The sequence below is a fragment of the Marinobacterium lutimaris genome (assembly GCF_900108065.1).
GTDB lineage: Bacteria > Pseudomonadota > Gammaproteobacteria > Pseudomonadales > Balneatricaceae > Marinobacterium_D > Marinobacterium_D lutimaris.
This window is the reverse complement of sequence record NZ_FNVQ01000007.1, coordinates 74637-99755: the sequence shown is the minus strand read 5'-3', so window position 1 is coordinate 99755 and position 25119 is coordinate 74637. Positions and strand designations below refer to the sequence as shown.

Sequence of the window (25119 nt, the reverse complement as noted above, 5' to 3'; positions counted from 1 at the left end):
CCGGTGAAACCCAACCGATGGATGCACTGGTTGCCGGGCTTGCCCGGCATCCTGGGCTACTTACTGTTCTTTATGCTGCCGGTGGCGCTGGTATTTTCCGAAGCGCTGGCGGAGCCGCTGGTCACCTTCAACCGGATGATCTCCGACCGTTATCTGCTGGCCAGCCTCTGGGGCAGCCTTGCCCTGTCGCTGGGGGCGGGGATCGCCTCACTGGCGGTGGCGCTCTGTATCGCCCACTTTCTCAGCCGCTGCAGCGACAATCTGCGCCAGTGGCTCAGCATGGCGATTGCCCTGCCGCTGGTATTCAGTGGCCTGATCGTCGCCTACGGATTTATTCTGACCTTTGGTCGCGCCGGCTTCGTGACTCAGCTGCTGGGTACGATTGGCATCCCTGAAGCGATATTCGGCAACCTGATTTTCACCCCCGTAGGTCTGGGGCTGGCCTACTGCTACTACCTGATCCCGCGTGCGGTATTTATTCTGCTGCCGGTGATGCTCAACTTCGACTGGAAACAGCTGCAGGTATCGGAAAGCTTCGGCGCCAGCCGTTTTCAGAGTTACCGATACATTTTTCTGCCGCAGCTCTATCCGGCGATGATCACCTCGCTGTGCGTGATGGTCTCGGTGGCCCTCGGCGCCTACGGCACCGCGCTGGCCCTGTCCGGCACCCAGCTGAACATTCTGCCGCTGACGCTCTACAGCAAAATCTCGGACGGTGGCACAGATTTCCCGGTGGTCGGCATGCTCTCCATCGTTCTGGTGGCGCTGTGCGTGCTGTTCACACTCTTTGCCGATTACCTGAACCGTCGGTTGACTGTGCGCTAGGATAAACTGCTGTTCGGCTGCCACGACTAATCGGCACGGAGTCGTGCCTCCTAAGGTCAAAGGCCCGACCTACCTGAAGTTCAGGCGGGTCGGGCACAGGGGCAGAGCAACCTTCCCCTGACTTGCGCTTATCCCGCCGAGTCCTGCTTGGCGGCCTTGTAGGGGTTTTCCGGCATCATGGACGGCGGCAAAGGCGCCCGGCGGGCCCCCTCTTTCGGTCCATAGTGCTTGGCGAGGTAATCGAGAATGGTGTTTTCCATCTCCGGCGGCAGCGGCCAGAGGCCCTGGGTTTCCTGCATCCAGCGGATCAGGTATTCCCAGCGGTTGCGGGAGCCAGCGTTCTGCGTCACCAGTGCACCTGAGTGACAAGCGGTGCAGGTGGATTTCACCGTTTCCCAACCCTCGGCGATGACCAGCCCGCTATCCGGGTCTGTTTCCGCCCAGGCTCCCAGAGGAACCACAAACGCCAGCGGCAACAGCAGCCGGCGCATTCGTCGCGCTAACATGGCCATACCTCCTCAGACTAGCTGCACCGCGATGCGGTGACAGGCGTTGTTGAGATAGCCTTTCGGGTTCCAGCCGGGAACGACCATCGGTTGCGAGTGACCTTCAGAGTCAGTGGCCTTGGCCCAGATCTCGTAATAGCCGATCTCGGGGAAGTCGATCACCGTGCTCCAGCGCTGCCAGGCCAGGCGGTTGGCCGGGGCTTTCAGCTCTGCCTCCATCCAGGTGGCGCCGAAATCGATGGAAACCTCCACCTTGCTCACCGCCAGATCGCCGGCCCAGGCGTGGCCGCGCACGACCAGCTTTTCATCCTTGGACTGGGTCAGCCCGGACTGGGGATAGGTGATCAACGACTTCACCGGCATCGACTCGATGGTGACGTAATCGGATTTGGGCACTTCGGTCCCCGGCGCCACCGGATACTTCGGCACGCTGTAGGAGGGCACCTCCATCTTCGGTCCATCATGTTTCTGATTACGGATCACGATCCGCTGCAGCCATTTACCAGAGACCGACCCCGGCCAGCCGCCGCAGACCACGCGCAGCGGGTAACCGTTCTGATAAGGGATATCCTCGCCATTCATCGCCCAGGCGATCAGCGATTCATCCTCCAGCGCTTTGTGCATCGGCACACCGCGTGAGATCGGAATGCGACTGGGATCACCACTGACATGGGTATCTGCGCCGTAATAACCGATGTAGACCGCATCGCTCTTGATACCACAGGCTTCCAGCACATCGCGTAGGCGCACGCCGGTAAAGGTCGGGCAGGCCACCGCACCGGTGGTCCACTGGTTACCGCTAGCGGAAGGAACATATTCGCTGCGACCGTTACCGCCACACTCGATCTGCAGCTGATAGGTGTAATGCTGGAATTTCTGTTTAAGCTCGGCGATGGTGAAGCTCATCGGATTGGCGCAGGATTCACCTTCGATACGCACTTCCCAGGTCGCGGGATCGATATTCTCGATAGCAGGAGGAATACCGTTGTTACGCACGAACATGCGGCTTCCGGGAGTGATATCGTCATCGAGGAGATGGGCCGGAGTTTCAGCGTTGACCGGTCGGTCGTTGAGCACCGTCAGGCCATCTTTGCCTTCCAGCATGAATGGCTCATGGTTGTCTGCCAGCGCCACCGGGATCAAACCGCCGGGCATTTTATCGGCAAAGGGAATGGCCGCCGCACCGATCGCAGCGCCCATGGCGGCGAGGCCGCTTTTCTTGAGAAAACCGCGTCGCGATTCCGGGTCGACGACCCGCCCCCAGACCAGGCGATCCGCCTTTTCGGGGTTCTCGGCATACAGCGCATGCAAGCCGCGCGCTTCTCTCTCTTTATTTGTGGACATCACGCACTCTCCTAAGGGCCCGGTTCAGGAGTTACGCGTGACAGGCAAGCGATCACGTTATTCCGTGTCGAATAACGGCGTCAGACCTTCACTGTTTACCGGGCATATTTTTATAGGTATCACCCTTCGGAGCCAGTCAGGGGAGCGATGTTTTAAATCGGGGCCTCCCGGGCAACCAGCCGAAACACTTTTGGTTTCATTGAACGTTGGTTTCATTGAACGTCGGTTTCATTCAACCTCGGCTTCAAGCCTAGCAGCCCACTTTAAATTCGTCTTTCCTTATATAAAAATATTCTAATAACATTCGGAATTATAAACGCGCTCCGAGCTTACGCTCGGATATAAGCCCATCCAGCCGCCTGCTGTCGCGCCAGATGCTGTACCGCCGCTGCAACCACACGCACGCCCTCGGGCTCCTGTAGTTGCTGCCCGTCCAGGCTGTTACGGCAGAGCACCAGCAGTGGCAAAATTTCCGCGTCGGTAATCAAAACAGCCACGGCCGCCGCCGGACCGTTGACGACGATCTCAACCTCGGCGTCATCCTCAAGTTTGAGCAGGTTACGAGCATTGTTCTGTGCACGCTTGAGCGCCTCGGGAGTGGGCGCGTGGATCATCAGTTTGATCGCCGCCATGGGTCAATCCTCAACAATCAGATGGCTCGGGAGATTTCATCCGCCAGGTTCTGCAGCTCTTCGGCGCCGCGTCCACGCGGCCGCGGCAGATCGATCCGACGGTCCATTGCAATTTTAGCAGGCGATCCGGCCAGCACGATGACACGGTCGGCCAGGTAAACCGCTTCTTCGATATCATGGGTTATGAACAGCACCGCCTTGCGGGTCTGCTCCCAGATCGCCAGCAGCTGATCCTGCAGGTGGCGACGGGTGATCGCATCCACTGCGCTGAACGGCTCATCCATCAGCAGCAGATGCGGATGAACCGCCAGGGCACGGGCGATACCGCCACGCTGCACCTGGCCACCGGAAAGCTGGTGCGGCCAGCGATCGGCCAGCTCATCCAGGCGCGCGAGCTTGAGCACTTCGTCGACGCGTTCGCGTTTCTGCTCAGCGGTCAGCTTCAGGCCCTTGAGGCCGTAAGCCACGTTTGCACGCAGCCGGCGCCAGGGCATCAGCCGGCCATCCTGGAAAACGATACCGCGGCGGCGGCGGGTATCGTCATGAGGAACGTTAAGGGAGATCGAGCCGCCGCTGGATTCGGCAAGGCCAGCGACGCAACGCAGCAGCGTAGACTTACCCACGCCGGAACCGCCCACCACGGCGATAAATTCACCCGGTTCAACCCGCAGGTCCAGCCCGCTGAAGACCGGGCTCTCGCTGTTGCCGTAGTGATAGCTGAGATTCTCGATATTCAGGATGGACGCCATGTGAGGACTCGCTTCTCGACCAGGGCAAAAAGAGTATCGCTGAGGGTATATACCAGCGAGATAACCAGCATGTAGACAACAACCGCCTCATAGGCGCCGACACCGGCAGCGGAGTTCATCTCCTGCCCCATGCCCGGCACACCAAGCAACTCGGCAGCAATCAGCGTCATCCACGCCTGGCCGATACCGGTGCGGATACCTGAGAAGATCCCCGGCGCCGCACCCGGCAGAGTCACCTGCAACGCCTGGCGCAGATAACCGTTCTGGCCAAAAGCGCGCGCCAGCTCATAGTATTTCGGGTCCACATGGCGTACGGCGGAATAGGTGGCAAAGTAGTTCACCCAGAACACACCGATGGCGATGACGAACGCAGCACCGGCGTGGCTGACCTTGAACCAGGCGATGGCGAATACCACCCAGGCCAGTGGCGGAATCGGACGCAGAATACGCGCCAGCCAGGCGTGCAGCGCATCCATCATGGATGAGGATGCGGCCACTGTACCGACCAGGAAACCGAACAGGGTGCCCAGCGCCAGCCCCCAGGCGTAATGCACCAGGCTCGACATTATTGCCGGCATCAGACGATCCGAGTTCCACTCATCCATCAGCGCCTGCGGCAGCAGAAAAGGATCGGGAATAGTACCGGAGGGCGCCCAGCCGGAGACCTGGGCAAATTTCCACAGCGCGACAAACGCCGCCACGCCAATTAAACCAAGCAGGGCCCGCCCCCAAGGGGAGCGAGCCAGAGGATGCACCTGTTGCGTCATTGCGCCCGTTTACTCCTGAACCAGCTCATCGTAGAAACGGGTATCGAACAGGGTGCTCAGGTCCACGTCTGCTTTCAGCGTACCCAGCTCTGCCTGGAAATCGCGCATGGTGCGGGTGCCATCGATAATCGCGTTGGGATCGGCCTGGAACTGATCGTGGGAGCGCTGCAGCGCCTTGAGCACGATATCCGCCGGCAGACGACCGCCGCCAACATACTTGCCCACTGCCTTGGCGGCTTCTTCCGGCTGGTCACGCAACAGGTTGGTCGCATCGATATGCGCTTTCACCAGCGCCTTGACCAGTTCCGGCTGCTCTTCGATCAAGCTTTCCCGCACCGCCAGGACAGCACCCGGCTGATGCGGGAACATCTCGGAGCCAGCGGCAACCACCTGGGCGTCATCCTTGCGATCAAGCACGATACTGACGATCGGCTCCAGAATCGCAGCGCCATCTACCGCGCCGGTCATCAATGACTGCTGCACCTGGGCCGCACCCTGATAGATGATGTCGATATTGTCGTTGATCTGCTGTTCACTCAGGCCCAGCTGATTACGCAACCAGTACTGCAGCACGGTTTCCGGCACCGAACCCTGGGGGAAGGTGGTGATCACCGCTTTGCGTCCCTTGTCCGCCTGGAAACGTGCAAAGGCTGTGGCCGCTTCGCCATCGGTAAAATAGGGAGCCAGCTCACCCAGAGAGATCAGGCTGATCTGCTCAACCACGTTGGAGGCCACTACCTTGATATCCGCGCCCTTGGCGCGAGCCACCATGGCCGGACCGATGCCCATGTAAGCCACATCAAGCTGACCGGCCAGCAACGCCTGAACAATGGCGGGGCCGTTCTGGAACTTGATCAGGTCGGGATCGCTGACGCCCGCCTGGTCCAGGGTATCCCCTTCCAGCACAACGAAGGACTGGGATACCGGGATAATCGGCATGTAACCGACCTCCAGGGATTTGTCCGCCGCAAAGGCAAGACCGCTCCAGCCCATTAACAGGACGGAGACGAGAGCAAATAGACGACGCATGATTGAAACTCCGGATGAAGTGTAAATCTGAGGAGACAATGCTATATAAACAAAAACAAAGTAAAAAGGTCAGATTAAGATCTTTTGGCAATATCAATAGTTACGAATGTAATCCCTGCCGTTTCCTTTCCCTTCAGTGTTATTTCCGCCGCAGCAGACGTTGCGAACCTTTTCCGGGATAATTCACCGCGCCGCTGTACTTTCAAAGCAGCACCCACACACTCGCCACCCAGGACACTCGCACCATGGAACTGGATCTCAGCCTGATCCTGCTACTATTGCTCACCGGCCTTGGCGCCGGCACCATCGACGCCATCGCCGGCGGCGGCGGCCTGATCACCCTGCCGGTACTTCTCGCCAGCGGCCTCAGCCCGGTGCAGGCACTCGCCACCAACAAGCTGCAGGGCAGCTTCGGCACCCTGGCCGCAACACTCTACTTTGTCCGCAAACGTCTGGTGAATCTGCGTGAGATGCGCACGATGATCATCTGCACCTTTATTGGCTCGGCACTGGGCACGGTGATGGTGCAGCTGATCGACAGCAGTATTCTCGCAGCGATCATGCCGGCACTGCTGATACTGATTGCGCTCTACTTCGCGTTTTCACCAAAGATCGGTGATCAGGACCGTGACCGGCGCATCAGCGTGCTGCTGTTCAGCACCGCGATTACTTTCGCGATCGGTTTTTACGATGGCTTTTTCGGCCCGGGCACCGGCACCTTTTTCACCCTCGCCTTTGTCTCCCTGGCAGGCTTTGGCCTGGCCCGCGCCACGGCGCACACCAAGGTACTCAACTTCACCTCCAACCTCGCCTCGCTGCTGTTTTTCCTGTTCAGCGGACACATCGTCTGGATTGCCGGTTTCGCCATGGCCGCCGGTCAGCTGATCGGTGGCCAGCTCGGCGCACGGCTGGTGGTCAGCCGCGGAACGAGCCTGGTACGGCCACTGATTGTCATCATCACTCTGCTCATGTCGGCTAAACTGCTGCTGGACCGGTTCGGGCTCTCAACCAGCGAGCTGGTCGCAAGGTTTTTCGGCGGCTAAGCGCCGATAACTCAGCCGGAACAATTCCCTTGAGCGACGTTCCCACTCATTGTGTTCGCGCGTTTAAGGCGTTTTATCAAGGCATTCCATCAAGGAGAGAGTGATGAGCAAAAAGATTCTGATGATCACCGGCGACTTCACCGAAGATTACGAAACCATGGTGCCCTTCCAGACCCTGCTTGCGGTAGGCCACCAGGTGGACGCGGTGTGTCCGGATAAGAAGGCCGGTGACAGCGTGGCCACTGCGATCCATGACTTTGAAGGTGATCAGACCTACAGCGAAAAGCCGGGGCATCGCTTCGCGCTGAATGCCAGTTTCGACGAGATCGACCCCGCCGCCTATGACGCACTGGTGATCCCCGGCGGTCGCGCACCGGAATATCTGCGTCTGAACGGGAGAGTGATCGAGATGGTGCGCCACTTCTTCGACACCAACAAACCGGTGGCTGCGATCTGTCATGGCGCCCAGTTGCTGGCCGCCGCCGATGTGCTGAAAGGCCGTCGCTGCTCGGCCTATCCGGCCTGTTCACCGGAGGTACGTCTGGCCGGTGGCGAGTTCGCTGAGATCGAAGTCGATCAGGCCACCACCGATGGCAACCTGGTCACCGCGCCGGCCTGGCCCGCGCATCCGGCCTGGCTTTCTCAGTTTATGGCCCTGCTCAACAGCTAGGCTTAGCGACTAAGCCGCGTTAAACCATCCCTGCCGGGCCGGCCCAGCCGTCGGCCCGTCTCTCAAAGCTGCTATCTCCCAGCTAATCTTTCCCAGCTACTCTTTACCGTTTAATTCAGGCCAGGGCTTTTTGCTCATCAGCTTCTGGAGTCACCAGACATACATCGGCTTGCCTTCGCTGAGCCTGAGCCAGCCCTTGATAATCCGATAGATTACCCAGACCGTATTGATAGCAAGAATCGCGTAACCCACCAGGATAATCACCGACAGAAAGCCGGTAATAAACCAGAAAAGACTGAACCAGAAGGTGCGTATCTGCCAGCGGAAGTGCGACTCATAGAAGGTTCCGCGTACGTCGGGCTGCTTCACGTAATTGATGATCACCGCGACCAGGAAGGTAATACCGATCAGGAAAGAGGCAGCCTGCAGAGCATAAACAAGCGTGGTGATGTTCTTGAGATTCCGGTCTTCGTCTTCGGGTATCAGGGTATAGCTCATGGACCTGCCTTGAAAAAACGTCGTGAACAAAGAGAGGATTTAAGCAGTCAGTATGACAAGGAAGCGTTGCTGCTCCAAGCAGTGGTACCTCGCCGCCCTACCTTCGCCGTCGCTGCTGTCGACTAGCCACCGAGCAAGCGCTGGCCGCTGAAACTGTCAGACCAAGGAGATACAGATGTTGAAACGCTTATCCGCCATTTTTCTACTCGCCGCAGTGGTCGCCGGCTGCTCCAACGATGGCTGGCAAACCGCCAGCCGCGAATCAGCGGGCATCGCCCCGGCTCCGGCAGATACGCCCGAGGCAGTGGTGCAGGTTTATGCCGCCGACGCCTGGGGCTGGCGCGGTATATTTGCGGTTCACACCTGGATCGCCATCAAGCCCAGCAACGCCGACAGCTACACCGTTCACGAAGTGGTCGGATGGCGTGAGCGCCGCGGGCTCCCCGTGCTGAGATCGGTGCAGGATCAACCGGACCGCTACTGGTTCGGCGCCCGTCCAGAGGTCATTTATGACCTGCGCGGCGCGAAAGCGGATGAGCTGATTCCCAAGATCCAGTCGGCGGTGGAAAACTACCCGTGGAAAGATGAGTATCGCGTATTCCCCGGCCCCAACAGCAACACCTTCCCGGCCTGGGTAGGCTTGCAGGTTCCGGAAATGGAACTGGATATGCCGTTCAGGGCTATAGGCTCCGGCTGGGCTGACTGAACTACTGGTAGATGTGAGGCTGCTGGTCTAGAGTGGCGGCCTTGCACTCGACCGCGCTCGAGTGACGCCAGCTAACCAACGAGAGCAGTAATGAAAATCTGGGTAGATGCGGACGCCTGTCCGGTGGTGATCAAAGAGATTATTTTCCGCGCCGCCGAACGCGCCGGTATAGAAACCACACTGGTAGCCAATCAGTACATTCGCACGCCGCCATCGAAACTTATCAAGGCGATTCAGGTCAGCCAGGGGTTCGACATCGCCGATAATGAGATCGTGCGTCGCGTCGAGTCCGGCGATCTGGTGATTACCAGCGATATCCCGCTGGCCGCCGAGGTGATCGAGAAAGGCGCTCTGGCGCTAAGCCCCCGCGGCGAACTGCTCACCGCCAACAACGTAAAAGCGCGACTGAACATGCGCGACTTTTACGAGACACTGAGATCCAGCGGCATCCAGACCGCGGGCCCCGCGGCTCTTAGCCAGACGGACCGCCGCGAGTTCGCCCGACACCTGGATACGCTGATCGCACGCGCCAAACGTCAGGTCCCGGCAAAGCCGCCCGAATCGGATAAAGGCGCTTAATGCGGTAACGAGGGTTTATCGTTAAGCGCGGCCATCATCCGATCAATATCTTCCGCCGTGGTATCGCGGTATTCGTTCCAGTCCAGATAATACTCGGCGAGCTGCGGGTACCATTCCGGTTCTTGCTCCGGCGCCTCTGCCCGCTGACGCTCGTGCAGCTCGATATGCAGCGGCGAGATCTCCAGCACACGATTTTCCTCCTGCCAGAGAATATCCTGCAGATCATAGAGCGCATTCATAATCAGAAAATGTTTGCGATACAACGGTAGCAATCCCGGCCCCGCACCTTGTTGTTCCTCGAACAGCCGTTGCCGATCCAGCGCTTTCATCAACCTGTATTCGCTGATGCCATCCGGGTGAGCGCGCAACACAGCAAGAACCTGAGGCAATACCGGATTAACCATATGCAAACCTGCCTAGTTCAACTAACAGTTAAATTATAGACAGGCTTCAGTGACCCGGTAGCGGGTCGATGACAGGGATATCGAAGTGTACAGCCAGACTGTCCACCACGGCGTTCAGGGACTGCCCCTCCAGCGCATCGAAGAGTGCGGCACTCGCCGAGTTGGGCGGATACTCCAGATGCAGACCGTAGCGTCCCTCCTCTTGGCCGAGCGTGTAAAGGTAAGCACGCAGCTGTGGATCTTCGGGATGCCGCAGAAACACCGCACAGCGATCACAGCTGGTCTGCTCATCGACGGCAAATGCGGTTTCTCCCAAACGACTCTGCAACAGCAGTAACAGATGCCGGATGCTCTGATCCTTATCCATGGCCCAGATATTCATGCGCTGCTCCTCGGTAAATGCCCCTGATCTCTATCATACGCCGCATCAGCTCTACCGGAAGCCTGCTGCGTTTTAACACAGGGTTTAAAAAGCGCATAAAAAAACAGGGCCCGCACATGGCGAGCCCTGTTTCACGAGGAGCAGTTTCAACGATATCCGGTTTACGCAGGCTGGGCTTAACAGCTTTCTTACGAGAGCTTTCTTAGAAGAACTTTCTAAGGAGAGCTTTCTCACGAGCTGCCTTGGGAGCGGCGGGCTTAAAAGCCTGCCGCCAAGGCGCTGCGGAAACCGATCCGCGTCGTCGAATTCAGATTACTTGTGCTTAGGTTCTTCGTTCATCAAGTGGCGAACTTTGATAAACGCCCAGACCATAACACCGGCCATCGCAACAACACCGATGACACTGGGTACAAGAACTTCGAGGCTGTAGGCATCAACACCAAACATAGCGGTCACCTTTTCTTCTCATTTAACGTTAGCGATAGATTAACGCTGAACCTTTTGAAGAATATTGACTCAGCTCAAGCAAGGCTTCGACCCGTTTACTGCTTGAAAAAAAGCCAGGTTTATCCCATTACTGAAATTGAACAGATGCAATAATCTGGCAGGTAATGCGGGGCCTGACATTTTGTATAAATGAGTTTCGTATTAATAACCTGCAAGCAGACTTGTCATACAAGGAGAAGAAAATGCCCACCAAAATGAAAATCTGGTCAGCTGAACAGCTCAAACAGATGAACGAGGAGCGCTTCCTGGTCGAGATGCTGGACATGTTCAGCTACACCCCCGAGCTCAGCGAAAGCGACGAGTCTGTCAAAGAGATGCGTGAACACCTGACCCGCGTGGAAGACGCGCTGCGTGCCCGTCTCGCCGTCGCCAAAGAACAGTAATCCCTCCAACCACCACTGTTGAGATCCGGGCAGGTAATGCCTGTCCGGACAGACTCCCTTATAGCCCGCCCCAGCGCATATCCAGGCGCATTCCGAGCCGCTTCACAATCCTCACTTCTCTATCGTTTTCAATCATTTGAGCGCTTCATCCTCTATCCCGCTTTTCACTTTCGTATCTGACTTTTTGTGTTAGGGCCTGGTTGATCTCATCGCGCCCTGAGACCGGGCGCCAGCTCCGACGTTCAGTATTCAGACCAGCAGCTCATACCTGCCCTTCGAAACTTCATATGATGGTTATTGATTGATCAAAATCATCTTTTAAGCTCTAAACGTTCTAAAAACCGACTCCTGACTCACAAAAACATCTAACAAGGATTCGCCGAAAATCGTTTATTTTTCAGCCACTTAGAAAAGCATTACCTCACCCTGAACGGCGACCGCAAAAAACTTTAAAAACCCATTACAAACAACAACTTAAAACCATTAAAAATGCGCTTTAAATTTGCGACTAGTCGCTATCGGCTATAAACTAATCAATATGCTAATAACGATGAATCAATAAAGGATTAAAACAATGCAGGAACGAGAGATTAAGCTTCTTTTCAAGGCGGGGGTATTTGAGTCGTGCCAGGCGATTCCAATTTCGATGTCTCGCGGCTGGACTTTGAAGTTTTTAATGCGTGATGGCGAAGTGGTGGTATTGAATCTTCAGCGTTCTAAAGGTGAGCGTGAATTTAAAAGTCTGGATGGCGCCGCAGCGGTGGCACGTCGTATAGGGTTCGAATGGCTGAATGTGCAGATCGGTGATCTGAAATGGCGGGAGAAAGTGTCCTGAGCCGCTCCGTGATGGAGGGCCCAGGGGGAATGAAAGGCGTTTAAGGAAGCAAGCAGATTAGCTGGACGCGGCTAACGCGTTGAGTTCTCAGCTTCAGTTGCTGACGCTCAGATCCGCCAGTTCCTGTTCGGTTGCGGCGCGCACATCAACCACCGCCACATTGAACGCCAGATCCATGCCGGCATAGGGATGATTCAGATCCAGCTCAACTTCGCGGGTATCCAGGTTGAGAACGCGGGCCAGTGCAGGCTTCCCTGATTCATCGTTGACCTGCACCAGCGCGCCCTTGCGCAGGCTTTTAACGCCAGCGAAGGCTTCGCGCTCAACCGTTTCGATCAGGCTTTCATCCCGCGGGCCATAAGCCTGTTCCGCGCTCAGTTCGATGCTGAAGCTTTCACCCGCTTCACGCCCTTCGAGGGCAGCTTCCAGACCGGGTACGATCTGGCCATGGCCGTGCAGATAGCTCAGCACCGGATCCTCGTCCGTTGGAGCCGCCAGCGGCTCACCCACCGGCGCCAGTGAGTAACGAAAGAAAACGGCGGAATCTTGGGTAATTTTCATCTGACTTTCCGGTAATAGGTTTGCTTGGGCGGCGGCTTTACTCAACCGGCTCAGGGCTGGAGACGATCCACCTGCCACTTGCCGTCGTCCAGGGAAAAGACGAAGCGGTCGTGAAGACGGTTCTCACGCCCCTGCCAGAACTCGAAGCGCTCCGGCACCAGACGGTAGCCGCCCCAGGTTTCAGGACAGCGGATATTACCATCCTCATGGGCAGCGCTCATCTCGCTGACCGCTTTTTCCAGCGTCGCCCGGCTGTCCACCGGTGAACTCTGGTGGGACACGGCAGCACTCAGGCGGCTGCCGATGGGACGCGCATTGAAGTAGCGCTCACCAAAGGCGTATTCCAGTTTTTCGACCGGCCCGCGGATCCGCACCTGACGCTCCAGCCCGTACCAGTAGAACATGATCTCGGCGTAAGGGTTCTGCTCCAGGTGCTGCCCCTTTTCGCTGCGAAAATCAGTAAACCAACAGAAGCCGTGGTTGTCGAAGTGCTTGAGCAGCACGATGCGGGCGCCCGGACGTCCTTCGCTGTCAGCGGTAGCCAGCGTCATCGAAGTGGCATCATCCGGGTGGGCGATCAACGCCTTGTCGAACCAGCTCTGAAACTGTTCAAACGGATCGTCACGCAGGTCGGCCTTGTGCAGGCCTTCGGCAACGTATTCCCGTCTCAGGGCACTGATGTCACTATTCTGGTTTGCCATTACGCTCTCCTGTGGGAAACTTCGAAGGCGGTACTATAAACGATAAGCCTGCTGATTTTCTGCGTCGGATCATGCCCGACGCGGTTTGCCTGTAACCGGGAGATTAATGAGTACCCTGGCCCCAGACACACGTATCGCATGCCATGAGTGCGACCTGCTGCTATCCCGACCGGAGATCAGCGGCGATCAGGTCGTCTACTGCCCGCGCTGTGGCTCCCGGCTGATATCGAGCCACCCCAACAGTGTGGAGCGTTCCCTGGCCCTGGCGATCGCCGGCCTGATACTGCTGCTGCCGGCCAACCTGTTCCCGGTGTTAAGTCTTGAAGTACTGGGACGCCACCAGCAGCAGACGATTTTCTCCAGTGCCATGGCGTTGTACGAAGACAGCCTGCCGCTGGTTTCCCTCTGTATTCTGCTGTTCGCCATCCTCGTGCCCTGCACCAAGTTTCTGCTTCAGGCTTACCTGTCTCTGGCCCTGCACCTGCGTCGGCGCTGGCCGGGTTTGCCACTGGCGATGCGCGCCCTTCACCACCTCGACGAGTGGAGCATGCTGGAGGTCTACCTGATCAGCGTGCTGGTTTCCGTCGTCAAACTGGTGGACATGGCGGAGGTGCATCCGGGACTCGGGCTCTACTCCCTGGGTGCGCTGATACTGATCACCGCACTGAGTTCATCGCAGATGGATGAAGACCTGTTCTGGCACCAGATCGATGATCTGAGCAGCCCCGCAGAAGACGCACCCAGCGAAGGAGCCCGGCATGAATAACTGGCGCCACAGCGCCTTGGCCCAAGGCCTGATCCGCTGCCACGACTGCGGCGCACTCTGGCCATTACAGCAGGAACATACCCACTGTCCGCGCTGTCAGGCGATGCTGCATGCACGCACTCCAGACTCACTGAAACGCACCTGGGCGCTGTTGCTGACCGCCACACTGTTGCTGCTGCCCGCGAACCTCTTGCCGATCATGCGGGTCACAACCCTGGGCCAAGGTGAACCCTCGACCATCTTTGGCGGCGTGATGCAGCTGGCCCATCACGGACTCTGGGGCATCGCCTTTGTGGTGCTGGCCGCCAGTATTCTGATTCCGGTGGGCAAGATCATTGCGCTATGCACCCTGCTGTTAACCATACAGCGCGGCTGGACCACCAATATGCAGCAGAAGATGGTGATGTTCCGAGTCGTTCACTGGATCGGCCGCTGGTCGATGCTGGATATTTTTGTCGTCGGTATACTGGTCGCCCTGGTTCAGTTCGGCAACCTGGCCTATATCGATGGCCAGGCCGGCGCCATCGCCTTTGCCGGCGTCGTCATTTTCACCATGCTGGCCGCTGGCACCCTGGATACCCGACTGATCTGGGACCGTCACCTGCAGGAGAACGCGAGTGGATCCGAAGTCTGATACGAGCTCCGAAAACCCATCCCCCGGGGAAATCCGCCCCCGGGTGCGGCGTCACCGCGGCCCCTCCGCGGTCTGGATTCTGCCGCTGCTGGCGGCGATGATCGCCGGTTGGCTGGTGCTCAAAAGCTACAACGATGCCGGCGTCATGGTTGACGTAGTGTTCAGCTCCGCCGAGGGTCTGGAGGAGAACAAGACCCAGGTGATCTACCGTGGTCTTCCCAGCGGTACCGTGCGCAGCCTGAGGCTCAATGACGATCTGCAAAGCGTTACCGCACGGATAGAGATCGCCACCCACGCCGAGTCGCTGCTGCACGAAAAAACCCAGTTCTGGCTGGTGAAGCCGCAGATATCCCTTTCCGGCGTACGTGGACTTGAGACTCTGGTCTCCGGCCACTACATCGGCATCCGCCCCGGCGATGGGCCAGAGACACGTCAGTTCGTTGCTGCCGACGAACCTCCGCCGGCAATCCGCGACCAGGATGGCCTTTACATCACCCTGTTTGCCGACTCGGTCAACGCGGTACGGCGCGGCTCCCCGGTCTATTACCGCGACGTCAACGTGGGCGAGGTGATCGATTATCGCCTCAGCGCCAATGATGACCAGATCCTGGTGGACCTTTATGTGGAGCAACAATACGCCCACCTGGTGAAAAAACACTCCCGCTTCTGGAACGCCAGCAGCCTCGAGGTTAAGGGCAAGTTTCCCGATATCGATTTCCGTCTTGGCTCCTTGGCCACCATCATCGCCGGCGGCGTCCATTTCTACACGCCTGACCCGCAGGAAAACCCGGCCGCCGAGGATGGCGACCAGTTTCGCCTGTTCGCCGACTACGAGGCCGCCGAGGACGGCGTTCCTGTGCAGCTGACCTTCCCCGCCGACACCCAGCTGAGCCCCGGCACAGAGGTGCGCACCGGTGGCGTCCGTATCGGCCGCGTACGCAATATCAAGCTCAGTGATGACTTCCAGGCGCTGCACGCACAGCTGCTGATCGACCCGCGCGCCCGACCCTTGCTGCGCGCCGGCAGCCGCTTCTGGCTGGTGGAACCCAGCCTCAGCTCCGGCGAACTGAATCTGCAGAAACTGCTGGGCGGTCAGTATATCGAGCTGGCCCCAGGCCCTGGCAGCGAGACTTTCAGGTTCACGGCACTGGCCGAAGCCCCGGCCAGGCTGCCGGTCCAGCAGGGAATGGAACTGGAACTGATCAGCGATGAACTGGGCTCGATCAATCGCGGCTCACCGCTGCTTTACCGGCAATTGCCGGTGGGTGAAGTCAACGGCTACGAGCTGACCGCCGATGGCAGCCAGGTGCTTATTCACGCCGTGATCAAGGAGAAATACCGCCAGCTTATCGGCAGCCACACCCGCTTCTGGAACAGCAGTGGTATTCGTTTCGCCGCTGATCTGGATGGTGTATCGCTGGAAACCGGCAGCGCCCAGACACTGATTCGAGGCGGCATCAGCCTGTTCAATCCGGGCAACAACCCCGGCAACCAGGTCGTAGCACCGCGGCGTTTTAACCTGTACACGGATCGCGAGAGCGCAACCGAGAGCGGCGACCTCGATAGCGGCAGCGCCGGGTTGAAGCTGACGCTGGAGGCGCCGCAGTTAGGCGCCGTGGCCGTGGGTTCACCGGTGCTGTATCGCGGGCTGGAGGTCGGCGAGGTCAGCCACTATCGCCTTGGCGATGCCGGTCGCTCGGTGCTGATCGATCTGACCATCGCCCCTGAGCACAGCCAGTTACTGAACGGCAGCAGCCGCTTCTGGATCTCCGGCGGTATCGAAGCTCGCGCCAGCCTGCAGGAGGGAGTCCAGGTCAACACCGGTTCCCTGAAACAGCTGGTGAAGGGCGGCATCGCCTTTGATACCCCCGAGGATGGAGACGCCCTTGCAGCGGCGCAGCACTTCCGCCTCTACCCTGACCGGCAGGCCGCACAGGAACAGGCACTGCAGATCCAGATCAGTTTTTCCCCGGGCGCAGAACTGCCACCGGGTGCAGCAATCAACTATCGCGGTCAGCAGGTTGGCCGGATCGACAGTATCCGCGTGGTCAGCGCCAATGGCGCCCGCATCGCAAAGGCAAGCCTGTTCCATGAAGCCGCCTTCCTGGCCCGGGAGGGCACCCGGTTCTGGATCAACGAACCACAGATCCGTCTCAGCGGCATCCTTAACCCCACCAATGTTCTGTTTGGTAACCAGGTGGAAGCGCTGCCCGGTGACGGAACCGACACAAGAGCTATCGCCCATGACTTTATCGCCCTGCGCGAGCCGCCCGCCTACCAACCGCAGCCTGGGCTGACAGTGGAGCTTCACGCCCGCGAGCTGGGCTCAATCGGGCTAGGTAGCCCGGTACTCTATCGACAGGTGCCGGTGGGCGAAGTAACCGGGTACGAGATCAATCTTCGGGGCGATGGCGTGAAGGTTTATGCGCATATTCGTCCCAGCCATGCGACACTGGTGCGCAGTTCCAGCCGCTTCTTCAACGAGAGCGGCGTCAAGAGTCACGCCGGCCTCTTCAGCGGCCTGGATATCAAGCTTGCCAGCCTGGAGACGCTGGTGGGCGGCGGCGTCAGTTTCACCACTGATGACCTGAGTGCGCCTGCGGTAAAGGAATTGACCGTGTTCAGGTTGGATGATGAGGCTCCGCCGATGAGCCAAGAGACACAGGGAGTGAGTCAATGAGTCGAGTGCTCGGCCTGGTTTTGATGATACTGGTGCTGCAGGGTTGCGCCAGCGGCGGCAAAGCACGCCCCTTCGAGATAAAGAACCTGGCCAAGTCCGACATCGATATGGTGGCCGACTCCCATATCCGCGCGCTCAATGATCTGGTACGCGAACTCACCATCAAGCTCTATAAGCGCAATCCAAGAGAACTGAAAAAGGGCCCGCCCGGCATCACCGTCAGCCGGCGCCTGCAGTTGCTGCTGGATTCGCCGCGTCTGATCAACCACCCTGAACTGAACGGCCGCTACGGCACCGATGCGATTCCACTGGCGTTTGAACCGGACTTTCGCGGAGACAGGGTGTTTGCGCTGATGGTGGGAATCAGCGGCATGCTGCATGCTTCTTACAGCTACCGCGACGAGTTCTTCATGCTTAACGATATCGATCAGCAGAAACTGTTCAACTCCGCCCGTAACCTGGAGGCGATCGCCTGGCGCCTGAACAACCGACGCCAGCCTGACGGTAACCTGTTTCTGCTCTCCAACGGCATCGCCGACAACGGCGTGCCCAACTACAGCTTCGAGCGGATTTTCGGCAAGCTGATCGCCTACCAGGACATGATGGCGCAGATTGTCTCCGACAAGACCAACCGCGCCATCAACTCGGTGGTGGTAGGGTTTGCTTCTACCACGCTGCTGCCAATATAAGGCTCGGTCGAAGCCGCTTCGCTAAGGCGCGGCGCCCCGCTGCGATCAACCACCGGGGTATTTAACCACCACCGCACCAGACCCAACCGGCGCGAGGTTATTATGCCCTTTGGGTGCGCGCCTCTTACAACGGCGTCGACCTGCGCACACGAGAACAGGAAAGCGCAAAAGCGCACCTAAAGGCTGAACTCCACACCGCTCTGCCGTGATGTCAGCAGTGGCCGTCCCTTATTGATCAGAATATCGCTGATCTTGTGGTTTTCGTTGAGATAGAGGCAGATATCCACCCGGTCGGGCAGTTCCTCCAGCATGGCGCGGGTGAGACGCTCGTAATGGGCGATAAAACGTCGGATCTCCGAGGGGTTCATGATGCGCAGATGCGAGGTGGGCTGCAGCGTGTCATAGATATAGCGCACTCTCTCCGCCAGTTTTTCCTCCTGCTGGGCGCGCCACTGATACACCGCCTGCATGCTGGGCACCTTGAGCATCAGCAACAGATCCAGATACTCGAACAACCGCTGGTAGGGTCCGGCCAGTTGCGCATTCACATAACGACGCCAAACACCGTCCGGATCCTCATCCGCTTCCAGCGAGTTCACCGCCTGCGCCAGCTCCTCTTCGGTTTGCGGCTCCGCTCCGACACACCAGCCTTCAAACACGATCACATCCACCGGTCCCAGCCACTCCTGCCAGACGGTGGGCGGACAGCGGTCATCGATGGACTTGTCGAACACCGGGATCTTGGTCAGCGTATCGGGACCGGCATGAAGCAGTGATTCCAGCAGTTCTATCCCCAGCGCCACATCATGGGTACCGGGCACGCCGCGGGTTTCCATCAGCGGGTGTACCTCACGCCCCAGCTCCTCCCGCTCGGCGCGGGTGCGATAGAGATCATCGATGGAGAAGCCGATCACACGCAGACCGAAGCCCTCCTCCAGGATCACCTCCAGCAGGTTGAACAGGGTGGATTTTCCCGCCCCCTGGGCACCGTTGATACCCACTACCAGCGGCTTGCTTTGACCACGCTGGCGTTCCACCAGCCAGGCCGCCAGCGGCACATAGATCTGCTCGAACTGCTCCTTCAGACCGATATCCACCTGCAGGGACTCAAGCGTGGGCGCGAACGCCTTTTCCACTGCCTGTACGGCACGGCGGCGCTCTTCGACACTGAGCATCAGCTGCTCTCTTGGCCAGCGGGTAAGCAGACTCATAGTTTCTCTTTACAGCTCCTCTTTATCCGTAAATACCTGGGATTGGGTGGCGCGCAGCCAATCAACCAGCAGTGTGATCTGATCTTTGCTCATCAGGGCCGGCGCATGGCCTATCCCATCCAGGCTGTGTACCTGCAGATCCGGCCGCCGGCTCTGCATCTGCTGCACTGTTTCCAGCCTGAGCACATCGGATTCTCGCCCGTGCAGCAGTAGCTGTGGACAATCTACCCGCTCCCAGAGCGACCAGATATCCACATCCGCCCGGGAGTTCTCTGCGGCGTTAACGGCAATGGCCGGGTCATAGTGCAACCCCAGCCGACCATCGTCGCACTGGCGCTGGCCGTGGGTCACCAGATGTTGCCACTGGCGGTCACTGAGGCCACTGAAAGCGGTGTAGAGATCACGCAGCCAACTCTCCATGGCGCTTTCGTCATCGAAGCGGTGATCCCCCAGGTAGCCGGCGATTCGCTGCAGCGCCGCTTGGGGGATGAACGGGCCGATATCATTCAGGACCAGGCGGCGGATCGGCGTATTCGGCTGCGCCGCCAGACAGATGCCGATCAGCCCACCGAGGGAGGTGCCGATCCAGTCCACGCGGGCAGCATCGACCCGGGCGATCAGCGCGACCATATCCTGAACATACTGCACCAGGGAGTAATCCTTCGGGTTGGCAAGCCAGTCACTCTCGCCCCGGCCCGGCAGGTCCGGGCAGATGACGCGATAATTGCGACTCAGTGCCAGCGCCAGCTCGTCAAAATCCCGACTGTTGCGCGCCATACCATGAACGCAGATCAGCACCCGTTCGTTACTGGCGCTACCCCACTCCTGGTAATGCAGGCGATGAAACCCGCCGCTATCCAAAGAGAGTATGTTTCCCCGTCGCATCGCTATCCTCCCGCCGCCTTTTTATTTTTATCCCGAAAGCTGTGCAGATCCGGCGCTGTCTCCTGTGCCGGGCAGATCTCTACTATAACCCGCCGAGACTGAGCTCGCCTTACGCTCTATAGAAGCAACATCCGATTGAAACTTATCCAAGTATTATCTGCCACATAGAGTGGAAGTGTGGCTGGATCACAACAGACCGCCCGTCTGTTGTGATTCCGTCGATGTAAACCATACTCAAAGATACTCTGAGCGTCTGTCTCGGAACCCCTGAGTTTTGGGCAGGCACCAGTGGAAACAGACACAAAGGAGGGTGTATGACGCGCACAGAACATGACAGCCTGGGCCAGGTCGAAGTACCTGAGGAAGCGCTTTACGGCGCCCAGACCCAGCGAGCCGTAAACAACTTCCAGATCAGTGACCGCCGCATGCCGGCGCCGTTTCTTGTCGCCCTGGCGCAGATCAAGGCGGCCTGTGCCCAGACCAACGCGGAGCTGGGCCTGCTCGAAGAAGAGCACAGTAAAGCGATCATCGCCGCCTGCGACCGGATCGTCGCCGGCGAGTTTCATGAGCAGTTTCCGGTTGATGTTTTCCAGACTGGTTCCGGCACCAGCAGCAACATGAACATGAACGAGGTGCTCTCCCACCTGATCGAGAAAGACGCAGGGCTCAAGCTGCACCCCAACGATCATATCAATATGAGCCAGAGCTCCAACGACGTGATCCCCACGGCGCTGCACCTGAGTGCCCTGAGCGAGCTGCAGCTCAAGCTGATCCCTGCGCTGCGCCACTTGAAAAATGCGATCCGCCGCAAGAGTTCCGACCTTAAGGACCTGGTCAAAACCGGCCGTACCCATCTGATGGACGCGATGCCGGTCACGATGGGACAGGAACTGAGCGGCTGGCAGCAGCAGATCAAGGCGTCGGTAGAAAGGCTGGAACAGACCGCACCGCGCCTGGCGGAGCTGGCCCAGGGCGGTACCGCCGTCGGCACCGGCATCAACTCACCGGCCACCTTCCCGCGCCTGTTCTGCCGCAACCTCAGCGCCCGCACCGGGATGACGCTGTCGCCGGCACCAAACCGCTTTACCGCACTGTCGAGCCAGGACACGGCGCTGGAGCTCTCCGCTAACCTGCGCACCTGCGCCACTTCCATGATCAAGATCGCCGATGACCTGCGCTGGATGAACTCCGGCCCGCTGGCGGGGCTTGGCGAGATCGAGCTGGAAGCCCTGCAGCCAGGCTCATCGATCATGCCCGGCAAGGTGAACCCGGTGATTCCGGAAGCGGTGCTGATGACCTGTATGCAGGTGTGCGGCAACGACACCACCGTGGCGCTCAGCGCCCAGCGCAGCAATTTCCAGCTTAACGTGATGCTGCCGGTGATCGCCTACAACCTGCTGGACAGCATCGCGCTGCTGAGCAATGCGGCCGAGAGTCTGGCAGACAAGGCGATCCGCAGCTTCAAGGTGCGGGAGGATGTGATCAACGCGGCTCTGTCGCGAAACCCGATTCTGGTCACCGCGCTGAACCGCGTCATCGGCTATGAGAAGGCCGCTGCGCTGGCGAAACAGGCCTACGCCGAGGGTCGTCCGATCATCGACGTGGTGGAGCAGGAAACCGACCTGAGCCGAGAGGAACTGGAGCAGATGCTGGACCCGGCTCAGCTCACCGGACCCTCAGCCTGAGGTCAGGCTGACTAAGCGCGGGCGGCCAGCAACCGCTCGCCAAGCTCCACAAAACCCGCCCCCATCGGCTGGCTGAGCACTTCAGCTGGCCGATGTTTCATATAGGGCAACGCCCTGGCGATATTGGCCACGCCAAAGGTGCAGCTGAGACCCTCGAACATGGTTTCGTCATTGGCGGAATCACCCACAAACGCCACCTGCTCCTGCAGCTGCGCACCGCTAAGGCCATACAAGTCGTAGAGCAGTTTCACCGCCATGGCGTATTTGCTGAAACTGCCGCGCCAGGCGTTGATATGGATAGAGCTGGCTCGAGCGTTGATACCTCGCTGATGCAGCCGCTCGATAATCTCAGCCACCTGGGCCTGATCCAGCCTGGCATCCTGACCAATATCGATCGCCACATCGGCCAGTCGGTAAGGCTGATCCGCCGCCAGTGAAAGCCCGGGATAAGCCGGCAGGATCAACGACTCGATCAGCGCTTTGACCTCCGCCTGATCGCTGCGCATCTGCGCTTCCTGCGTCCAGTCACAGCGTTCGAAACCCTTGTCGCTGCGACGCATATGGAACGCGCCGTTCTCACCAATTACCGCACTCACCGGCCAGGCCCGCGCCATATGGTCACACCAGCCGGCGCAGGCGCCGGTGATCGGAATCACATGGATACCCGCCTCTTCCAGCCGATAGATCATCGCCAGGGTATCGGGCAGGATAAGGCCATCGCTGGTCAGCGTATCGTCCACATCGGTGAGCAGAAAACGGATCCGGTTCAGTTGTTCGGCATCGAATTGACTCATCGGTTAGCGCTCTCTGTTTCGTTCTTTCCATTCACGCCGAGGGCTTCTACCACCTGAACGCCTGCCCTTGCCAGCACAGCTGCCCCGTCTTCGGGCAGGGCGTCTGTCACCATCAGATCCAGTGCATTGAAATCATCGACTACTACCATCGCCCGGCGCCGCCATTTGCTCCGGTCCACCAGCAGAATCCGCTGGCGGGCACAGGCCAGGATGGTGCGGCTGACCTCTGCCTCGCGAGGGTCGAAATCGAGCATACCCGCTTCGCTATCCAGCCCACCGGCGCCAACGACGCCAAAATCGACCCGGTGAGCGCGGATAAAATCCACCGCCGCGCCACCCACCAGATCCCGGTCGCTATGGCGCAACTGGCCTCCGCTGAGCGATACGCCGATCTGTGGATAATCGCAAAGCAGCTCGGCCACATCCAGGTTATTGGTGAGCACGCGCAGATCGCGACGCTCAGTCAGCGCCTCGGCCAGCAGCGCCACACTGGTGCCTATGCCGAGAAACACCGAGGCGCCATCGGGAATAAGCTCGGCGCAGGCCCTAGCCATGGCGCGTTTGGCGCTCACATTGGTAGCCTGGCGGGAACGGAAGGAGATATTGCGGCCGCTGGCGGGAAGCGCTATGCCACCATGGATACGCCGCGTCAGTCCCGCCTCGGAGAGCTGGTTGATATCCTTGCGGATGGTCTGGGTTGAGACATCGAAGCGCTGCGCCAGCTCATCCACGCCGAGCTCTTCGCTCTCCCTGAGCGTATCGACGATCCGTTGCTGGCGTTCACTGAGCTTCATCCAGCTCCCTGTCATACTCTGAGCCAAACTGCTGGGGAATATCGGTGATAACGGAATCCACACCCAGCTGCAGCAGACGCTGCGCCTCCTCAATATCGTTAACGGTCCAGGTCAGCACGCGACAGCCAACCGCTTTTGCCTGGGCGATGGTCTGTTCATTGAGCGCACGCCAGTGGCTGTGGAGGCTGAACGCCTGCAACGACTCGAGCTTATCGCTCCAATTCCCTTCCAACTCAGAGAGCAGCAGACCGCGCGCAAGCTCGGGCAGTTGGCGCTGGCACTCTTGTAACAGCGCTTCGCTGAAGCTGGAGATCACCAGCCGCGCGGGATCAAAAGCGCAGAGCTCCGGCGCGATCGCCGCAACCACTCTGGCCGGATCCAGCCCCTGATCCTTGATCTCCAGGTTGAATCCCAGCTTCAGCTCGGTCAGCAGCGCCAGCATCTCTCGAAGGGTCGGCACCGGCTCGACGCCCCAGCCTTCGAACCGTGCCGCCACATTCACACCGGCCAGATCGGCCAGCTGCATTTCACAGAGGGTGCCCGTCGCATTGGAGAGGCGTTCCAGCGTCGGGTCATGGTGGATCACCGGCGTATCGTCCGCCAGCAGGCTGACATCCATCTCCACCCATTTAACGCCCTGACGAGCCGCTTCTCGGACCGCGCCCAGTGTATTTTCCGGCGCCAGCGAGGCGATGGCGCGATGGCCGATGATTTTTGGCAGCTGCGGTTTAACCCCTGGCCTTAAGTCGCGCTCTGACTCGGTTTTCAACACGGTTCGATCCTCTGTCCACTCTGTTTATCAAAAAGGTGCAGTTGCGAAGGATCCAGCGACAGAGCGATGCGCTCCTCGTCGGCGGCCACATACTCGCCTCGCAGCCTTAGTGTAAATTGATTATCGGTGCCCGCCAGCCGACCATGCAGCAGCGTATCGGCGCCCAGCGGCTCCGCCAGCTGCACATCCACCTCCAGCGGCACGCCCTCGACGGGCTGGCCGGGGATGATCCGGTGCAGATGCTCGGGACGGATGCCAACCTGCACGCGCTCGTTAAACTCAGTACAGGCATTAGCGTACTCCGGCAGCTGAATCTGGCGCTCACCGATGCTAAGTTGGCCTCGCGCCAGGCTGCCATCGAGGAAGTTCATCGCCGGCGAACCGATAAAGCCCGCTACAAAAGGTGTCGCGGGACGGTTATAGATCTCCATCGGCGTGCCGATCTGCTCGGCGACGCCGTTGCGCATCACCACCAGGCGATCCGCCAGCGTCATCGCCTCCACCTGATCGTGGGTCACATAGACCGCCGTGGTACCCAGCTCACGCTGCAGCCGCTTAATCTCGATCCGCATCTGCACACGCAGCTTGGCATCCAGGTTTGAGAGCGGCTCATCAAACAGAAACACCTGGGGGTTACGCACGATGGCCCGCCCCATGGCCACGCGCTGGCGCTGCCCGCCGGAGAGCTGGCGCGGCTTGCGTGTCAGCAGCTGTTCCAGTTGCAGGGTCTCGGCAGCGGCTTCGACGCAGCGTTTGATCTCGGCTTTGTCGAAGCCGCGGTTTTTCAGGCCATAGGCCATGTTGTCGTAGACACTCATATGCGGATAGAGCGCATAGTTCTGAAACACCATGGCGATATCGCGCTTCGCCGGTTCCAGTTCGTTGACGCGCTGATCGCCGATTTTCAGCTCGCCGGCGCTGATCCGCTCTAGCCCCGCCAGCATCCGCAGCAGCGAGGATTTACCGCAGCCCGAAGGCCCGACAATCACGATAAACTCGCCATCGGCGATATCCATCGACAGCCCTTGAACCGCCACCTGGCCGTTGTCGTAGGTTTTGTTCAGTTGATCCAGTGTCAGTGTAGCCAT

30 protein-coding genes are annotated in these 25119 nt (G+C 59.1%); 12 read left to right on the top strand and 18 right to left on the bottom strand.

Going from position 1 to position 25119, the window contains the following annotated elements; all coding sequences use genetic code 11:
* Positions 1-3: 3 nt before the first annotated feature.
* Positions 4-825, top strand: a complete 822-nt coding sequence (locus tag C4S72_RS23080; RefSeq protein ID WP_146071931.1) for an ABC transporter permease — start codon at positions 4-6, stop codon at positions 823-825.
* Between the two features lie 128 nt (positions 826-953).
* Here the strand turns inward: C4S72_RS23080 and C4S72_RS23075 are convergent, their stop codons facing one another.
* The 6 genes from C4S72_RS23075 to C4S72_RS23050 form a co-directional block, all read right to left on the bottom strand.
* Positions 954-1331 (bottom strand): hypothetical protein, encoded by a 378-nt coding sequence (locus C4S72_RS23075; RefSeq protein WP_200826886.1) that lies wholly within the window; start codon positions 1329-1331, stop codon positions 954-956.
* A 12-nt stretch (positions 1332-1343) separates the two neighbouring features.
* Positions 1344-2675 (bottom strand): sulfite oxidase, encoded by a 1332-nt coding sequence (locus C4S72_RS23070; RefSeq protein ID WP_104005558.1) that lies wholly within the window; start codon positions 2673-2675, stop codon positions 1344-1346.
* Between the two features lie 329 nt (positions 2676-3004).
* Entirely contained in the window at positions 3005-3307 is a 303-nt protein-coding gene (locus C4S72_RS23065; protein ID WP_104005557.1) for a DsrE family protein, read from the bottom strand.
* 17 nt (positions 3308-3324) lie between these two features.
* Positions 3325-4056, bottom strand: coding sequence for an ABC transporter ATP-binding protein (locus C4S72_RS23060; protein ID WP_104005556.1), 732 nt, complete (start codon positions 4054-4056; stop codon positions 3325-3327).
* On the bottom strand, positions 4041-4823 hold the full coding sequence (locus C4S72_RS23055; protein ID WP_104005555.1) for an ABC transporter permease: 783 nt from the start codon (positions 4821-4823) through the stop codon (positions 4041-4043). The genes C4S72_RS23060 and C4S72_RS23055 overlap by 16 nt, the downstream gene beginning before the upstream one ends.
* Before the next feature lie 9 nt (positions 4824-4832).
* Entirely contained in the window at positions 4833-5852 is a 1020-nt protein-coding gene (locus C4S72_RS23050; protein ID WP_200826885.1) for an ABC transporter substrate-binding protein, read from the bottom strand.
* 245 nt (positions 5853-6097) lie between these two features.
* Here C4S72_RS23050 and C4S72_RS23045 point away from each other — a divergent pair, with 245 nt between their 5' ends.
* Complete coding sequence (locus tag C4S72_RS23045; protein WP_104005554.1) at positions 6098-6895, top strand: TSUP family transporter; 798 nt, start codon at positions 6098-6100, stop codon at positions 6893-6895.
* 100 nt (positions 6896-6995) lie between these two features.
* A complete protein-coding gene (locus tag C4S72_RS23040) occupies positions 6996-7565 on the top strand; it encodes a DJ-1/PfpI family protein (protein ID WP_104005553.1) in 570 nt (189 codons plus the stop codon).
* Between the two features lie 150 nt (positions 7566-7715).
* Here the strand turns inward: C4S72_RS23040 and C4S72_RS23035 are convergent, their stop codons facing one another.
* On the bottom strand, positions 7716-8063 hold the full coding sequence (locus C4S72_RS23035) for a DUF4870 family protein (protein WP_104005552.1): 348 nt from the start codon (positions 8061-8063) through the stop codon (positions 7716-7718).
* Positions 8064-8238: 175 nt separating this feature from the next.
* Here C4S72_RS23035 and C4S72_RS23030 point away from each other — a divergent pair, with 175 nt between their 5' ends.
* A complete protein-coding gene (locus tag C4S72_RS23030) occupies positions 8239-8769 on the top strand; it encodes a DUF3750 domain-containing protein (protein WP_104005551.1) in 531 nt (176 codons plus the stop codon).
* A 90-nt stretch (positions 8770-8859) separates the two neighbouring features.
* The gene (locus C4S72_RS23025) at positions 8860-9348 is read left to right on the top strand and encodes a YaiI/YqxD family protein (protein WP_104005550.1); all 489 of its coding nucleotides are present in this window, start codon (positions 8860-8862) and stop codon (positions 9346-9348) included.
* Here C4S72_RS23025 and C4S72_RS23020 read toward each other — a convergent pair.
* From C4S72_RS23020 to C4S72_RS25825, 3 genes are all read right to left on the bottom strand, one after another.
* On the bottom strand, positions 9345-9752 hold the full coding sequence (locus tag C4S72_RS23020) for a DNA-J related domain-containing protein (protein WP_104005549.1): 408 nt from the start codon (positions 9750-9752) through the stop codon (positions 9345-9347). The genes C4S72_RS23025 and C4S72_RS23020 overlap by 4 nt on opposite strands.
* Positions 9753-9798: 46 nt before the next feature.
* Entirely contained in the window at positions 9799-10134 is a 336-nt protein-coding gene (locus C4S72_RS23015; protein WP_104005548.1) for a hypothetical protein, read from the bottom strand.
* A 312-nt stretch (positions 10135-10446) separates the two neighbouring features.
* Positions 10447-10590, bottom strand: a complete 144-nt coding sequence (locus C4S72_RS25825; protein ID WP_160115578.1) for a hypothetical protein — start codon at positions 10588-10590, stop codon at positions 10447-10449.
* Between the two features lie 233 nt (positions 10591-10823).
* On the opposite strand from C4S72_RS25825, the gene C4S72_RS23010 reads away from it, so the two are divergent.
* Positions 10824-11024, top strand: a complete 201-nt coding sequence (locus C4S72_RS23010) for a hypothetical protein (RefSeq protein ID WP_104005547.1) — start codon at positions 10824-10826, stop codon at positions 11022-11024.
* 574 nt (positions 11025-11598) lie between these two features.
* Positions 11599-11859: a hypothetical protein gene (locus C4S72_RS23005; RefSeq protein WP_104005546.1), complete on the top strand. Its 261-nt coding sequence runs from the start codon at positions 11599-11601 to the stop codon at positions 11857-11859.
* Positions 11860-11952: 93 nt separating this feature from the next.
* On the opposite strand, the gene C4S72_RS23000 is transcribed toward C4S72_RS23005, so the two are convergent.
* The gene (locus C4S72_RS23000; RefSeq protein ID WP_104005545.1) at positions 11953-12420 is read right to left on the bottom strand and encodes an FKBP-type peptidyl-prolyl cis-trans isomerase; all 468 of its coding nucleotides are present in this window, start codon (positions 12418-12420) and stop codon (positions 11953-11955) included.
* A gap of 50 nt (positions 12421-12470) precedes the next feature.
* On the bottom strand, positions 12471-13121 hold the full coding sequence (gene pdxH, locus C4S72_RS22995; RefSeq protein ID WP_104005544.1) for a pyridoxamine 5'-phosphate oxidase: 651 nt from the start codon (positions 13119-13121) through the stop codon (positions 12471-12473).
* 106 nt (positions 13122-13227) lie between these two features.
* Between pdxH and C4S72_RS22990 the strand changes: the two genes are divergently transcribed.
* Genes C4S72_RS22990 through C4S72_RS22975 form a run of 4 tightly spaced genes read left to right on the top strand, consistent with a single transcriptional unit; the run spans position 13228 to position 17890 of the window.
* Positions 13228-13887 (top strand): paraquat-inducible protein A, encoded by a 660-nt coding sequence (locus tag C4S72_RS22990; protein ID WP_104005543.1) that lies wholly within the window; start codon positions 13228-13230, stop codon positions 13885-13887.
* Positions 13880-14521 (top strand): paraquat-inducible protein A, encoded by a 642-nt coding sequence (locus C4S72_RS22985; protein ID WP_104005542.1) that lies wholly within the window; start codon positions 13880-13882, stop codon positions 14519-14521. Before C4S72_RS22990 ends, C4S72_RS22985 begins: the two co-directional genes overlap by 8 nt.
* Complete coding sequence (locus tag C4S72_RS22980; protein ID WP_104005541.1) at positions 14505-17201, top strand: PqiB family protein; 2697 nt, start codon at positions 14505-14507, stop codon at positions 17199-17201. Before C4S72_RS22985 ends, C4S72_RS22980 begins: the two co-directional genes overlap by 17 nt.
* Positions 17198-17890: a hypothetical protein gene (locus tag C4S72_RS22975; RefSeq protein WP_104005540.1), complete on the top strand. Its 693-nt coding sequence runs from the start codon at positions 17198-17200 to the stop codon at positions 17888-17890. Before C4S72_RS22980 ends, C4S72_RS22975 begins: the two co-directional genes overlap by 4 nt.
* Before the next feature lie 176 nt (positions 17891-18066).
* Here the strand turns inward: C4S72_RS22975 and C4S72_RS22970 are convergent, their stop codons facing one another.
* Both C4S72_RS22970 and C4S72_RS22965 read right to left on the bottom strand, forming a co-directional pair.
* On the bottom strand, positions 18067-19101 hold the full coding sequence (locus tag C4S72_RS22970) for a hypothetical protein (RefSeq protein WP_104005539.1): 1035 nt from the start codon (positions 19099-19101) through the stop codon (positions 18067-18069).
* Between the two features lie 9 nt (positions 19102-19110).
* A complete protein-coding gene (locus C4S72_RS22965) occupies positions 19111-19986 on the bottom strand; it encodes an alpha/beta fold hydrolase (RefSeq protein ID WP_104005538.1) in 876 nt (291 codons plus the stop codon).
* A gap of 314 nt (positions 19987-20300) precedes the next feature.
* Here C4S72_RS22965 and C4S72_RS22960 point away from each other — a divergent pair, with 314 nt between their 5' ends.
* Entirely contained in the window at positions 20301-21671 is a 1371-nt protein-coding gene (locus C4S72_RS22960) for a class II fumarate hydratase (RefSeq protein ID WP_104005537.1), read from the top strand.
* Positions 21672-21682: 11 nt separating this feature from the next.
* Here the strand turns inward: C4S72_RS22960 and C4S72_RS22955 are convergent, their stop codons facing one another.
* The 4 genes from C4S72_RS22955 to C4S72_RS22940 are packed head-to-tail and all read right to left on the bottom strand — an operon-like array spanning position 21683 to position 25119.
* Positions 21683-22465: an HAD-IIB family hydrolase gene (locus C4S72_RS22955; protein ID WP_104005536.1), complete on the bottom strand. Its 783-nt coding sequence runs from the start codon at positions 22463-22465 to the stop codon at positions 21683-21685.
* Positions 22462-23259 carry a DeoR/GlpR family DNA-binding transcription regulator gene (locus C4S72_RS22950; RefSeq protein ID WP_104005535.1) on the bottom strand — a complete coding sequence of 266 codons (798 nt, stop codon included), beginning with the start codon at positions 23257-23259 and terminating at the stop codon, positions 22462-22464. Before C4S72_RS22950 ends, C4S72_RS22955 begins: the two co-directional genes overlap by 4 nt.
* Positions 23246-24031, bottom strand: a complete 786-nt coding sequence (locus C4S72_RS22945) for a glycerophosphodiester phosphodiesterase family protein (protein WP_104005534.1) — start codon at positions 24029-24031, stop codon at positions 23246-23248. The genes C4S72_RS22950 and C4S72_RS22945 overlap by 14 nt, the downstream gene beginning before the upstream one ends.
* Positions 24025-25119, bottom strand: coding sequence for a sn-glycerol-3-phosphate import ATP-binding protein UgpC (locus C4S72_RS22940; RefSeq protein WP_104005533.1), 1095 nt, complete (start codon positions 25117-25119; stop codon positions 24025-24027). The genes C4S72_RS22945 and C4S72_RS22940 overlap by 7 nt, the downstream gene beginning before the upstream one ends.

Coding starts and splice junctions, on each gene's coding strand:
- C4S72_RS22940 (WP_104005533.1), bottom strand. CDS start 25,119: ATGGCTACACTGACACTGGATCAACTGAACAAAACCTACGACAACGGC.
- C4S72_RS23025 (WP_104005550.1), top strand. CDS start 8,860: ATGAAAATCTGGGTAGATGCGGACGCCTGTCCGGTGGTGATCAAAGAG.
- C4S72_RS22975 (WP_104005540.1), top strand. CDS start 17,198: ATGAGTCGAGTGCTCGGCCTGGTTTTGATGATACTGGTGCTGCAGGGT.
- C4S72_RS23000 (WP_104005545.1), bottom strand. CDS start 12,420: ATGAAAATTACCCAAGATTCCGCCGTTTTCTTTCGTTACTCACTGGCG.
- C4S72_RS22985 (WP_104005542.1), top strand. CDS start 13,880: ATGAATAACTGGCGCCACAGCGCCTTGGCCCAAGGCCTGATCCGCTGC.
- pdxH (WP_104005544.1), bottom strand. CDS start 13,121: ATGGCAAACCAGAATAGTGACATCAGTGCCCTGAGACGGGAATACGTT.
- C4S72_RS23055 (WP_104005555.1), bottom strand. CDS start 4,823: ATGACGCAACAGGTGCATCCTCTGGCTCGCTCCCCTTGGGGGCGGGCC.
- C4S72_RS23030 (WP_104005551.1), top strand. CDS start 8,239: ATGTTGAAACGCTTATCCGCCATTTTTCTACTCGCCGCAGTGGTCGCC.
- C4S72_RS23005 (WP_104005546.1), top strand. CDS start 11,599: ATGCAGGAACGAGAGATTAAGCTTCTTTTCAAGGCGGGGGTATTTGAG.
- C4S72_RS23045 (WP_104005554.1), top strand. CDS start 6,098: ATGGAACTGGATCTCAGCCTGATCCTGCTACTATTGCTCACCGGCCTT.
- C4S72_RS23060 (WP_104005556.1), bottom strand. CDS start 4,056: ATGGCGTCCATCCTGAATATCGAGAATCTCAGCTATCACTACGGCAAC.
- C4S72_RS22990 (WP_104005543.1), top strand. CDS start 13,228: ATGAGTACCCTGGCCCCAGACACACGTATCGCATGCCATGAGTGCGAC.
- C4S72_RS23020 (WP_104005549.1), bottom strand. CDS start 9,752: ATGGTTAATCCGGTATTGCCTCAGGTTCTTGCTGTGTTGCGCGCTCAC.
- C4S72_RS22965 (WP_104005538.1), bottom strand. CDS start 19,986: ATGCGACGGGGAAACATACTCTCTTTGGATAGCGGCGGGTTTCATCGC.
- C4S72_RS22950 (WP_104005535.1), bottom strand. CDS start 23,259: ATGAAGCTCAGTGAACGCCAGCAACGGATCGTCGATACGCTCAGGGAG.
- C4S72_RS22960 (WP_104005537.1), top strand. CDS start 20,301: ATGACGCGCACAGAACATGACAGCCTGGGCCAGGTCGAAGTACCTGAG.
- C4S72_RS23075 (WP_200826886.1), bottom strand. CDS start 1,331: ATGTTAGCGCGACGAATGCGCCGGCTGCTGTTGCCGCTGGCGTTTGTG.
- C4S72_RS23050 (WP_200826885.1), bottom strand. CDS start 5,852: ATGCGTCGTCTATTTGCTCTCGTCTCCGTCCTGTTAATGGGCTGGAGC.
- C4S72_RS23035 (WP_104005552.1), bottom strand. CDS start 8,063: ATGAGCTATACCCTGATACCCGAAGACGAAGACCGGAATCTCAAGAAC.
- C4S72_RS23070 (WP_104005558.1), bottom strand. CDS start 2,675: ATGTCCACAAATAAAGAGAGAGAAGCGCGCGGCTTGCATGCGCTGTAT.
- C4S72_RS23015 (WP_104005548.1), bottom strand. CDS start 10,134: ATGAATATCTGGGCCATGGATAAGGATCAGAGCATCCGGCATCTGTTA.
- C4S72_RS23065 (WP_104005557.1), bottom strand. CDS start 3,307: ATGGCGGCGATCAAACTGATGATCCACGCGCCCACTCCCGAGGCGCTC.
- C4S72_RS22970 (WP_104005539.1), bottom strand. CDS start 19,101: ATGAGTCTGCTTACCCGCTGGCCAAGAGAGCAGCTGATGCTCAGTGTC.
- C4S72_RS22955 (WP_104005536.1), bottom strand. CDS start 22,465: ATGAGTCAATTCGATGCCGAACAACTGAACCGGATCCGTTTTCTGCTC.
- C4S72_RS23010 (WP_104005547.1), top strand. CDS start 10,824: ATGCCCACCAAAATGAAAATCTGGTCAGCTGAACAGCTCAAACAGATG.